Annotated in this window: 10 protein-coding genes and 1 pseudogene; 2 read left to right on the forward strand and 9 right to left on the reverse strand. The window is 34.4% G+C overall.

The genetic code is table 11. The features are described from left to right. Positions 1–32: 32 nt before the first annotated feature. Positions 33–1,433, reverse strand: coding sequence for a MocR-like pyridoxine biosynthesis transcription factor PdxR (pdxR, locus tag A6J74_RS13935; protein WP_000891910.1), 1,401 nt, complete (start codon positions 1,431–1,433; stop codon positions 33–35). A 120-nt stretch (positions 1,434–1,553) separates the two neighbouring features. On the opposite strand from pdxR, the gene A6J74_RS13940 reads away from it, so the two are divergent. Together A6J74_RS13940 and A6J74_RS13945 are read left to right on the forward strand one after the other, a co-directional pair. Further along, positions 1,554–2,480, forward strand: coding sequence for a DMT family transporter (locus A6J74_RS13940; RefSeq protein WP_080609531.1), 927 nt, complete (start codon positions 1,554–1,556; stop codon positions 2,478–2,480). Positions 2,481–2,596: 116 nt separating this feature from the next. Next, entirely contained in the window at positions 2,597–3,121 is a 525-nt protein-coding gene (locus tag A6J74_RS13945) for a DUF4871 domain-containing protein (RefSeq protein ID WP_000719667.1), read from the forward strand. A gap of 141 nt (positions 3,122–3,262) precedes the next feature. On the opposite strand, the gene A6J74_RS13950 is transcribed toward A6J74_RS13945, so the two are convergent. The 8 genes and pseudogenes from A6J74_RS13950 to A6J74_RS13980 form a co-directional block, all read right to left on the reverse strand. Continuing rightward, positions 3,263–4,465 carry an NAD(P)-dependent malic enzyme gene (locus tag A6J74_RS13950; RefSeq protein WP_000892433.1) on the reverse strand — a complete coding sequence of 401 codons (1,203 nt, stop codon included), beginning with the start codon at positions 4,463–4,465 and terminating at the stop codon, positions 3,263–3,265. A 59-nt stretch (positions 4,466–4,524) separates the two neighbouring features. Beyond that, positions 4,525–5,871 carry a 2-hydroxycarboxylate transporter family protein gene (locus A6J74_RS13955; RefSeq protein WP_000512713.1) on the reverse strand — a complete coding sequence of 449 codons (1,347 nt, stop codon included), beginning with the start codon at positions 5,869–5,871 and terminating at the stop codon, positions 4,525–4,527. 122 nt (positions 5,872–5,993) lie between these two features. Further along, positions 5,994–6,701 (reverse strand): response regulator, encoded by a 708-nt coding sequence (locus tag A6J74_RS13960; protein WP_000598683.1) that lies wholly within the window; start codon positions 6,699–6,701, stop codon positions 5,994–5,996. Next, positions 6,698–8,302 (reverse strand): sensor histidine kinase, encoded by a 1,605-nt coding sequence (locus A6J74_RS13965; RefSeq protein WP_000746368.1) that lies wholly within the window; start codon positions 8,300–8,302, stop codon positions 6,698–6,700. The genes A6J74_RS13960 and A6J74_RS13965 overlap by 4 nt, the downstream gene beginning before the upstream one ends. A 78-nt stretch (positions 8,303–8,380) precedes the next feature. Further along, positions 8,381–9,328: a methyl-accepting chemotaxis protein gene (locus A6J74_RS30785; protein WP_438285140.1), complete on the reverse strand. Its 948-nt coding sequence runs from the start codon at positions 9,326–9,328 to the stop codon at positions 8,381–8,383. Positions 9,329–9,367: 39 nt separating this feature from the next. After that, a pseudogene (locus tag A6J74_RS30790) lies at positions 9,368–10,363 on the reverse strand (HAMP domain-containing protein); the annotation flags it as partial. Positions 10,364–10,659: 296 nt separating this feature from the next. Continuing rightward, positions 10,660–11,406 carry a C39 family peptidase gene (locus A6J74_RS13975; RefSeq protein WP_000619781.1) on the reverse strand — a complete coding sequence of 249 codons (747 nt, stop codon included), beginning with the start codon at positions 11,404–11,406 and terminating at the stop codon, positions 10,660–10,662. A gap of 13 nt (positions 11,407–11,419) precedes the next feature. Continuing rightward, a complete protein-coding gene (locus A6J74_RS13980; RefSeq protein WP_000728558.1) occupies positions 11,420–12,241 on the reverse strand; it encodes a hypothetical protein in 822 nt (273 codons plus the stop codon). Positions 12,242–12,338 lie beyond the last annotated feature (97 nt).

The raw sequence follows: 12,338 nt of genomic DNA on the forward strand, positions 1-12,338 counted from the left end.
AAAAACATCCTCTCATATATGAGGATGTTTTTTTACTTTTTTATAAACCATGCCTTATTTAATAATTGAATCGCTTTCGCAATTTCTTCTTCTGATAAAATCGCAAATCCAAGTAGTACTATATTTTCAGGTGCAGTACCGTCTTTATAGTACGTAGACACAGGGTATATTTTGATACTATGTTTCGCAGCTTCTTTAATTAATTCTTTTTCCCGCATTCCATTATGCACCTTTAATAAAATGTGCAATCCTGAATCTTCTCCTATCACTTCAACACGATTTGAGAAGTACTTTTCTAGTTCAAAAACAAGTCGATCTCTCTTCTTTCGATAGACGACACGCATTTTATGAATATGTTTTTCCCAATATCCTTCATTTAAAAACCTTCTAATCACTTCTTGGTCCATTCTTGAAACACTTTGTGTATAAAATAAATATTGTTGTTGATACTTTTTAATCAATTTCTTTGGTAACACCATATAGCTCATCCGTAATGATGGCAACAATGCTTTCGATAGCGTCCCCATATAAATAACTTTCCCGTCTGTATCTAACCCTTGCAGTGCCGGTATAGGTTTTCCCGAATAGCGAAATTCACTATCGTAATCATCTTCAATAATATACCTACCTTCTTCTTTCTTCGCCCATTGTAAAAGCTGCATCCTTCTCGTGATAGGCATAATCATTCCGCATGGGAATTGATGGGATGGAGTTACAAATACAATATTTGCATCGCTATTTTCTAAATCTGCCATACAAATTCCGTCCCTGTCTAAAGACAACATTTGAACCTTCTCTTCTCCCTGTTCAAAAACAACCATTTTCCTATGATAACCTGGGTTTTCAACTGCATAATTACTTCCTTTTAATAATTGAAACAGTAATTTCACTAATATTTGTGTTCCCGCTCCTAATACGATTTGACTAGCTGCACAACGCACACCTCTAGATTCATACAAATAGTTCGCAATTTCTTCTCTTAAGCTCCATTCTCCTTGTGGGTGACCAAGAAAGAGCAACTCATTATTATGAGGCTGCCATACATCATTTATAATTTTCCGATACATGTTGAACGGAAAAGCATTTGTATCGACTCCTGTTTGTGTGAAATCAAATTTATAATCCCTCTCCTGAAAGGGTACTTCTTCTATTCTCTCTTCGTTTTCTTCTACATGAACCATTTGCTCAATCTTACATACAAAATAACCTTTTCTCGAAATTGATTCAATATAACCTTCTGCAAGTAATTGCTCGTAAGCTGCCTCTACTGTATTTTTACTTACTTGTAAATGTGTTGCTAACTTTCGCTTAGCCGGTAACTTCGTAAAAGATAGAATCGTTCCATTTTTAATTTCTTTTTTTATATACTCATACAACTGCACATACAATGCCTTCTTACTATTCATATTTAAATTAGGCGTTAATTCTAACATAATATCTGACCCCTTAATAAAACTAAAATCTGATACTTTTTACAGTACCAGATTTTATATATAATTCCTTTTATCATGTCACACAAAAAAAATCAAATACTAAAGAGGAGATGCATGATCATGAACAAAAATAGACGTATTGGACTCATTATGATTATTACAGGAGCCACATTATGGGGATTATCTGGACCGATGATTCAATGGCTATTTCAACATACGAACGTATCATCAATTGATTTTTTAACAATTCGCTTGTTGCTTGCAGGAGTATTTATTTTGTCTATCTTACTAATAAAGAAACAAAACATATTTCAAATTTGGAAACATCCTAGACATTCTATACAGCTTATTATTTTCTCTATTCTTGGCATGCTCGGCGCGCAATATGCCTTTATCGAAACAGTTCATATTAGTAATGCTGTCACAGCAACACTCTTTCAATTTCTAGGCCCTGTTCTTATTACAATGTATGTTGCATTTCAGAAAAGAAAATTCCCTGCTTCTATGCAACTACTTGCAATTATAACTGCGCTAACAGGAACATACTTTATTATTACAAATGGCTCAATCGAAAATATTGTTTTATCTAAATCAGCCATTATTTTCGGACTATTAACGGCAATTGGATTTGCATTTTATACCCTTCATCCAGCTTCTCTCATTAAAGAATGCGGAACAACTGTAGTAATTGGTTGGGGGATGTTAATCGGAGAAATTGCACTACTTATTTATAATCGTTCATTTGGATGGAATCAATTTTCACAAACTCTTACACTAAAAACTTTTTCTATGCTTATTCTTATCATTATTAGTGGGACCCTTTCTTTCCTTCTTTATATTGGTAGTCTTAAATATTTAGCAGCAACAGAAACAAGTATTTTATCTAGTATTGAACCACTTGTAGCAGCCATCGTTTCAATCACTTGGCTAAATGAATCGTTTGGATCATATCAATTATTAGGCGGCGTATGTATCGTTCTGTCTGTTATTTTTTTGACGATGCCTCAAAAAGAGACCGAGCCAACCTACACAACTGAACAAATATAAAAAAATGTCAAAAGAGGTCGTACAAAACTTACGACCTCTTTTTATACTTTAAAGGAATTGTCCCGCTATCTAGCAAATACAATTACACTAACAATAATAATTAGGAGCGTGGCACCATGAAAAAAATCGGAACTATGCTACTTTTCTCCTTTCTCATCACTGGATGCACACAGGCTCAACCTGATTCAAAAGCACTAAAAAAAGAAGCCATAGTAACATCATCATCTCAGGTTAACGCACCTTCCTTTTTTCATCTTAGTGTTTTAAAAGATGTAAATTGGGAAGAAGCGCCCTCCTTCGTAGACGGAAAGATACCTTTAAAGGGGATTGAAAGAAGAATTGCAATTGCTGATACATCTATTGTCGCAAATGAACAAAATGAAATTATGTGGTACTTTCTAGATCCTGAAATACCAACTGGAAATGTATCTATTATCGCGCTAAAACAGGGATCTGTAACTCCAACACCAATACTCTATCAACAAGAAACTTCCAAACAAACTTGGACTACTTCAAATACAATCGATTCTACTACAAACGAACTCCCTCTCACTATATCGCTACCTTCATCCGGATTATGGGTATTAAATATATATGTGAATGAAAAATATTATGATCAATTTGTAATCACTGTTGAGTAAGTTGTCAAAACTAATCTACTTCCTTGCATCCACTGAATTTTGGGCGGGATAAATAATGCGGGAGCACGAATAACTCTACACTTCTTCATTATTTTGATTTCTTACCTCAAAAAAGCAGTGCCTTGAAGGCACTGCTTTTTACTATTTATAACTTGGCATTTTCGTAATTTGTGCCACACCTGAATCTATGGCTGCTTTCGCTACTGCTTCTGCAACATTCGGAACAACTCTTTTATCTAATGGATTTGGAATTACATAGTTCGCACTACGCTCTTCGTCCGTAATTATGTTAGCGATCCCATATGCTGCCGCTAATTTCATCTCTTCTGTAATATCAGTCGCGCGTACATCTAAAGCACCACGGAATATACCAGGGAACGCTAATACATTATTTACTTGATTTGAATAATCAGAACGACCAGTTCCAACTACAGCAGCTCCAGCTTCTAATGCATCTTCTGGGAATATTTCTGGAATTGGATTTGCCATTGCAAACACAATCGCTTTCTCATTCATCGTCTTTACAAATTCTTTCGTTAATACGTTAGGCGCAGATACGCCAATAAAGATATCAGCCTGATGAATCGCTTCTTTTAATGTTCCACGCACATATTCTCGATTTGTCTTCTTTGAAACTTCAATTTGCGCTTCGTTCATCCATGTTTCACCTTCACAAACAATACCTTCTAAGCTAACTAACGTAATGTGTTTTACACCAGCTTTTAATAATAATTTTCCAATTGCAATTCCTGCCGAACCCGCACCGTTAATAACAATTTTCACATTATCCATTTGTTTACTTACAACTTTTAATGCATTAATAACAGCTGCTAAGACGACAATAGCTGTTCCATGTTGATCATCATGGAATACAGGGATATTCGTTTCTTCTTTTAATCGTTTTTCAATTTCAAAGCAACGTGGTGCTGCAATATCTTCTAAATTAATACCTGCAAATGTAGGTTCTAAATTTTTCACAAGGGTAACGATTTCATCCACATTCGTCGTCCCTAAACATAACGGGAAAGCATCTACATTCGCAAACTTTTTAAATAAAATACTTTTCCCTTCCATAACAGGCATAGCCGCTTTCGGTCCAATATTCCCTAAACCAAGTACTGCTGTTCCATCTGAAACAACTGCAACCATATTCCCTCTTGCTGTATAGTCATACGCTGTTTCTTCATCTGCTGCAATTGCTTTACAAGACTCCGCTACACCTGGTGTATAAGTCAGGCTTAAATCATCCGCTGTATTAACTTCTACCTTACTTGTAATCTCAATTTTCCCTACCAACTCTTTATGCAATAACAATGATCTTTCATTAATTTGATTTTCTAACATACTTATAATCTCCCCTTAATTTGACAAGCTAGCTATATGAATATAGCTAGCTTGTTTGATCATGAAAACATTGTTAATAAGATTGTCGCTGTTACAACCATTGCTGCCCCGCCTAAACGCGTCGAAATTTGTGCGAAAGGCATTAATTCCATACGATTTGAAGCTGATAAAATAGCAACATCTCCAGTTCCGCCTAAACCGCTATGACATCCAGTTACAATTGCTGATTCAACTGGATACATTTTCATCACTTTTCCTATAAGAAAACCTGATGCTACCATTGTAAGAACAACCGATGCACAAACAACAACATATCCCACTGAAAGAACTGCCGCTACGTCTTTTAACGGAATATATAGCAATCCTAATCCGACCATTAACGGCCAAGTTAAATTCTTTGAAATAAATTTATATAAATGGAATGCTCCTTGCTCCATTTTTGCTGGCATTAGTTTAAAGTATTTCACAAGTGCTGCTGAGAAAATCATAATGATTGCCCCAGGAATACCGATGAACTTAGAAGCAAACCCTCCGAAGATAAAGAACGTACATGCAATTAATAAACCTGCTCCCATTAATGAGAAATCAATTGGCTTCTCTGTATTTTGTTCTTTTAATAATTCTGCTTGATTGTCTGTTTTCACTAATACACCATTACCACTAAGCTCAGGTCTCTTCTCGCCTAAACGCTTCATATACCCTGCACTCACGATTGCAAACATATTCCCAATAATAGCTGCCGGAATAAGCTGTGATACGAATGTTGCTGATGATTCATTTAAAATGTCACTGTATGCTAATGACAATGGTAAAATCCCTTCTCCAATACCACCGCTCACAATTGGTACGATAATAAAGAAGAATGTATGCTTCATTTCAAACCCGAATAGTGAACCGACCAATAATCCTACTGCTACAGAAGCTAATGTTCCTACTACTAAAGGAATAAACATACGAACGAAACCTTGCACTAACACTTTACGATTCATTCCTAAAATACTTCCGACTACTAAACAAGAAATATATAAATATAAAAAGTTCGATTTTTTCATTAACATAGTCGCAGCTTCCATTGAAGCTGGATTCATCCAGTTAAAAAATACAAGTAATGATGGAATAAATAATGAGAGAATTGCTGGACCACCGATATTTTTTAAAATTGGAATTCTCATCCCAATGTCACCTAAGAAAATACCCATGATCATAATAACTGCAAAACCACCAATCATGTCTGCTGGCAATTTATTATATACAGATGCCCCATAAATAATAGCAGCCAATACTACATATAACGGTAAAGGTATAACACCGATTTTAACGTTCATAATTTTAGAAGCGAAAGATTCATTTTTCAATTCATTTCCTTCAGCAAATGATACCGCTTCCACATTCTTTTGAATTCCCATATGGCACCCCCTTGTTTTCTTAATAACAATATTAAAACGCTTTCAATAGTAAAAATAGTTTTTGTAAGTTTTGTAATTGGTTTTGTAATTAAAAAAAGTATAAGCGACTTATAATAAGTCGCTTATACGTAAAAACCTATTTTATTTTGATCAACACATCTTAATTTACTTACAGGTCTTCCCACATGCTGATACACCATTTCGTTTTCTAACACTCCAATTTCAGTCAAAAACATTACATACTTTCGAATAGAAACTCTTGAAATTCCTACTAATTGTGCCATTTCATCTGTTGTAAACGCTCGTCCATTCAGCGACTCGATCTTCTGCCAAATTAATTGCAACGTTTGCTTCGTTAATCCTTTCGGGAGCTCTTTATTGACAGTAGGCTCTCTTTTTTCTTTTTGTAAAATTAACGAATCTAATTCCGATTGACTAATTTTTTGTTGTTCTTTCATGAAAGTAAGTTTTTCTCGATATATAGTTAATGCATCTTTAAATCGTTCAAATGTAAATGGTTTAATTAAATAATCTACTACGCCATATTGTAATGCTTTTTTAATACTCCCCATATCATGTACAGCTGAAATCATCATAATATCGATTTCTTTTTCTTGGTTCCGAATATACATTAAAAGCTCAAATCCAGTCTCTTCAGGCATAAAAATATCAAGTAAGACTAAATCTATTCGTGATTTCTCTAATACTTCTATCGCCGATTTTACTGAGTTAACTGCTTGAACAAGTTCGAATCCTCCTACTTGCTCTAAATAATGTGTATTTAACATTGCTACCATCGGGTCATCTTCTACAATTAAAACTTTAATCATATTTGCTTCTCATCCCTACCTTTAGGTATTTCAATTGTTATCGTTGTTCCCTCTCCTAATAAGGAGGAAATGTGAATCTCCCCATTTATTCGCTGTATACTTTCTTTTACAAGATACAAACCATAACCGCGATTATCCCCTTTTGTGGAATAACCTTTTGTAAATAATGCATCCACTTCGTCTTCTTCTATACCTTTCCCCGTATCTTGCACTGTAATAGTTAATGTATTCTGATATTGCACCCCAATTTCAACTTGTTTCTTTTTGCAATGTATCACTGCCTCTAATGCATTATCTATTAAGTTCCCTACAATCGTAATAAGTTCATGAGTAATACTTTCATCATATATTTCCGGCAAGTAAGAATCTTCACTTATAATTAACTTAATATTTTTCTCCCTAGCATAGCTAAGTTTACCTAGTAAAAAACCAGCAAATACTGGACTTTTTATTCTTTTCATAACTCCACCAATTTCATATTGATGCTCTGATACCATGCCACTTATATATTTTTGTAATTCTTCATATTGTTTCATATGTGTAAGCCCTAATACAACATGCATTTTATTCATAAACTCATGAGATTGTGCCCGTAATGCTTCCGCATATAGCCTAATACCAGTTAGTTCCTCTGCTAGTTTTCTAATCTCTGTTTTATCACGAAATGTTGCAATTGCGCCAACTATTTCTCCTTTTACATATAAAGGAACACGATTCGTCACAATCGTAATTCCGTAAATATTTTGTTCTTCGTTTAATTGTACCTCTCCCGTTTGCAATACTTCTTTTATACGCGAATTCGGCATATATAGCTCAACGTCTTTACCTATAAAATCTTCTTCAAGTCCACTTTTTTTAAATAGACGTTTCGCTTCATTATTAATTAACGTTACTCTCGCCTCTTTATCTACAGCAATAATGCCTTCCTTTACAGATTGTAACATCGTATTTCTTTCTTCAAGAATTTTCGCTATCCTGTGCGGCTCAAGACCGAATAAACTTTTCTTTATATGTCTAGCTAGCAATATTGCTCCTATAATTCCGACTAGTACTCCAACTCCGACACCGATATAAATAATATGTCTACTTTCCTTAACTCTCTCTTTTACATTATCTGCCGAGATACCAACGGCTACCGCTCCAAGTTGTTCACCTGTTTCAGAAAATATAGGTACAAACACTCGCATTGAAATACCTAACGTTCCTTCTGCTAGCGATACATGTTCCTTTCCTTTCAATGCAGGCCCTTCATCTCCTCCAATAAAATGATGACCTATTTTTTGAGGGTTTGGATGTGATTTTCTTATTCCATTCATATCCATAACTACAATAAATTGAACACCTGTGTTTTTTAATATTCTATTTGTATACGTTTGAATTGCAGAAGTATCTGCTTTTCCAATCAAACCATCGATTACAATCGAATCATTTGCCACAATATGGGCAATCGTTTTTGCTTTCTCTGCCTGGCTATCCTCCGTTGTCCGCTCTACATTATGACTAATTAATATATCTGTAACAAGTAAAGAAAAAATTACAACTGTACAAACTAGCAATGTAATCGTTTTCCATAAATTCCATAGTTTTTTTCTTTTTTTCATCCCACTAATGACTCCCCTAATTGCTGAATAGAAAAATAAGTAAGGTGATATTATTTTCACCTTACTTATTTGCTGTTATTATACTTTAAATTTACTAGTCATTGCTTGTAGTTCTTCGGCCATCTCAGCTAAGTTTTGCGAAGCTGAACTAATTTCTTCCATCGAATTTACTTGTTCTTCTGTTGACGCTGCAACACTTTGCATACTAGCTGTATTTTCTTCTGCAGCCGCTGCAATTTCATCAATAGCATTTGTCACTTCATTTGCATCTCCAGCGATTCTCCTCGTTGTTTCTACCATTTGATTAACTTGAGAAACAATATGAGTAGTAGAACTTAAAATTTCTGTAAAACTTACTTTCGTTTTTGTTACAACATCTAAGCCTTGTTGAACTTCCCCACTCACATTATCCATTGCCTTAACAGTATGTTCAATATCAGCCTTAATTTCTGCAATTAAATTTGCAATCTCTCCAGATGATTCTCCTGATTGCTCTGCTAATTTTCTAACTTCATCGGCTACAATAGCAAATCCTCGTCCCTGTTCACCTGCTCTTGCTGCTTCAATAGCCGCATTTAAAGCTAATAAGTTTGTTTGAGTTGCAATGTTTTGAATTGCTTCAGAAATAGCTCCTACTTGCTTTGACTTCTCATCAAGAAGTTTAATAATAGCATCTGAATCGGATACCGATCTAGAAATAGACTGCATTTGTTTTGCGGTTTGTTCAACTAAATCTTCTCCCTCTTCAGCTCTTTCTCGCGCATGTAATGAGGAAATAGAAATTGACTCTGCGCTTCCAGTTACATCTTGAATTGCTGTATTTACTTGTTGTAATGTAGCCGCGCCTTCTTCAACACCTTGGCTTTGTGACTCAGCCCCACCTGATACTTGTTCCATTGCAATTGTAATTTGATCTGTCGCATCATTCGCTTGCTGTACGCTCGCTGTTAACTCTTCTGCCGATGCTGCAACATGCTCTGCCGAAAAGCTAATTTGGGTAATCACATCTTGTAAAGACGTAGACATTTCATTAAATGAATTCCCTAGTTTCCCTATATCATCCTTGGAGTGGATTGTAATTTTCTCGGTTAAATCTCCCTTACTAATTTTATGTGCCGATTCAGCTATTTTTCGTAATGGCCTTGTAATAGAATTTGTAATGAAATAAATTAATACACTACCAAATGCAATAGCGATAGCTATGACAATCAAAGTCTTATAAAACACTGGACTGGCAGCTTGCATAATTTCTTCGTCAAACATAACTCCAACTATTTTCCATCCTGTTTTCTCATTTGTTGCAAAGATTAAATTCTTTTTATCATCTTGTTCTGTATAAGATACATTTCCTTGTTTGTCTTCATAAATTGGTTTAATCCAAGGATCAGTAACCTTTGAACCAGGCTTTCTAGACGGATGACTAACAATTTGCTTATTTTGATCTAAAATAACTGCATAGCCTTTTTCACCAATATTAATCATTTTTGAAATCTTTAGGATGTTATCCAAATTCAAGTTAATACCTATAACACCTTTACCATCTTTTACTTCTTTAGCAATTGTTACTACCATATTTTTTGTAGATGCCGATTGATACGGTGCAGTAACAATTGCCTTTCCTTTATTTTCCTGCGCTTCTTTATACCATGATCTATCTGTTGGATTATAGCCATCAGACATTTGAATAAATGGTTCTCTTATAAACTTCCCCGTCTGCGCTCCAATATAAATACCTTCTACTTCTGGATGAAGCTTTATATATTGTGCTAACTTCGTTCTTACTATTTCTTCTTGTCCATTTGGATATGTATCCTCTGTTAAGATGTCTGCAAAGTACGTCGCATCAACAAATTTCTCTTCTATATTTTGAGAAATAACAGTATTTAAAACTGAAATATTCTCCTTTGCTTTATCTGTCATTTGATGTTCAAAATTTGTTTTGGCAGTTTGATATGAAACACCACCGATAATAAGTCCTGGTATAGTTAAAATAATAAAAAATGAAATGATTAATTTTTTCTTGATACTCATACATTTAACCCAGTTAAATATATTTTGCATAATAAGCCTCCTTTATGTAATGTGAATACTTGTGTAATTTTATACAATTAACATACATAAAACAATATATAATGATAAAATGTATTTTTTTCGTCGATTATGCATTTTTATATATTCACTACTTCTAAGCATTTTAATCATAAAAATAAGAGAACTTTAGCATTATATATGCTAAAGTTCTCTTATTTCTTAACAGCTTCTATTCTAAACAAAACACCCTACAAAACTTTTCTTATAATTCCTTAAACCTCTATCCTTCACCTTATAGCTATATTGTTAAAACTCTCCGTCCTAATTTATTTAGAGCTCTTTACATAACTAATTGCCTGACTCCCCATTTGCACCCATGCCTGTTCAAAGTTTTCTCTTGGTACTTTCACATCTAAGCTATCATCAAGCGGGTCTCGAATATATACAGATTCCTTATCGTACCCAATAAGTACAACACAATGTTCATTATATGTAATAGAAACATCCCCACTATTTGTTTTCCATGTAGTAAATTCATCTTCATCTAAAGGAGCATATGTTGCATTTGTAATCATGACTACCGGTTGCCCTGCTTTTACACTCTTATATATTTCCTCTATACTCTTTCCTGTTAAATCCACAGCTTTATTAGATAAATATTTTTTCGCTAACTGAAAAAGTGGCCCATGATATACACCATAGCCGGATTCAGAAAAGGTATAAATATTTCCTACAAACCCTTCATTCGGATTTCCGCGTACACCATCAACCATAAAATCAACTTTTTTTATTTCATTTGCTAATTTCATCTTATCTACTGAAACGCCTGCGTATTGTAACATCATTGCTAAACTTGTCACTTCACACCCTCTATCCAGCTCTGGTAACTGCTGAATTAAAGGCACATTTGATAAGAGGATCTTTTCATCATTATTACTAAACTCCGTTCTTTTTCCGCTTTGTATGAAGGATGTTAATTTCTCCATATACTTTGTGATTCCATTTGTATATACACTCCATACTGCTACGCCAAGTAAAGCTATGCATATATACCACTTCAATTTTCGTATCACTCTCACGCCCTTTTTAATTCGTTAAATAAGAATAAAACGCGTCAGCATCCGTTCGAACCATCGGTACAAAATTTAGTTCTTTTCCTTTTTCAGGCTGATCTCTTTTTATTTTTTCTGCTAATTCTTGAATGTTCATATTCATTTTGTCCATATTAAGCTCATCTGCCAATTGTAGCACTTTTTGTTCATTAATTTCTCTTAATACTTGATATATATCTTTACCATACAAATCAATATGATATTTTTTTGCTTCTGCCTGTACTTTTTGTTCGTACACTTCTTGCGCTAACTCTTCTATCTCTTTTCCTTTTTGAGAAATATCTAACTTTCCTGCTTCTTCTCTTACTTTCGTTCCATAAATTTCTTCCGCAACCTCTTCTATTTCTTTTCCTTCAGTCGAAACGCCTAATTTCTCTGCTTCCTTATTAATTTTGATTGCATTGATTTGGCTTATTAAATCCACAATCGATTTGTTCTCTACAGATATCCCTAAGTTTAACGCTTCTTGCTTCACTTTTGTTTCATAGATTTCTTCTGAAAGAATTCCAACATCTTTTCCTTCAATCGAAATTCCTAACTGTTCTGCTTCTCTGCCTACTTCTGTTTCATGAATTTCTTTTTCTAGCGTAATTTGTTCTTTTCCTTCCGTTTCAATACCTAATTTCTCTGCTTTTTCTTCTGTATTTATTACATGTATCTTTCCATTGTTTAATTGCTCTTTACTGCGCTGCGCATAGTCTGTCTTTCCTTTCGATGTTTCAGAAGGAGAGGCACCGCCTAATATACTTAAACTCATTACTCCAATAGTGAATACCATCATCATTTTCTTTTTCAAAATTAATTCCTCCCTCTTATACTTTCTTTCCCATCATTCCCATAAAGTGAAACTATACTCAATGGGAAGCTTCATCTTCCACTGAATATTAGCCTTC

Source organism: Bacillus sp. FDAARGOS_235 (assembly GCF_002073415.2).
Lineage (GTDB): Bacteria > Bacillota > Bacilli > Bacillales > Bacillaceae_G > Bacillus_A > Bacillus_A toyonensis.

Bases quoted from the DNA above. Each gene is read 5' to 3' on its own strand.
- A6J74_RS13945 (WP_000719667.1), top strand. From the start codon at position 2,597: ATGAAAAAAATCGGAACTATGCTACTTTTCTCCTTTCTCATCACTGGA.
- A6J74_RS13955 (WP_000512713.1), bottom strand. From the start codon at position 5,871: ATGGGAATTCAAAAGAATGTGGAAGCGGTATCATTTGCTGAAGGAAAT.
- A6J74_RS13965 (WP_000746368.1), bottom strand. From the start codon at position 8,302: ATGAAAAAAAGAAAAAAACTATGGAATTTATGGAAAACGATTACATTG.
- A6J74_RS13960 (WP_000598683.1), bottom strand. From the start codon at position 6,701: ATGATTAAAGTTTTAATTGTAGAAGATGACCCGATGGTAGCAATGTTA.
- A6J74_RS13950 (WP_000892433.1), bottom strand. From the start codon at position 4,465: ATGTTAGAAAATCAAATTAATGAAAGATCATTGTTATTGCATAAAGAG.
- pdxR (WP_000891910.1), bottom strand. From the start codon at position 1,433: ATGTTAGAATTAACGCCTAATTTAAATATGAATAGTAAGAAGGCATTG.
- A6J74_RS30785 (WP_438285140.1), bottom strand. From the start codon at position 9,328: ATGTCTACGTCTTTACAAGATGTGATTACCCAAATTAGCTTTTCGGCA.
- A6J74_RS13940 (WP_080609531.1), top strand. From the start codon at position 1,554: ATGAACAAAAATAGACGTATTGGACTCATTATGATTATTACAGGAGCC.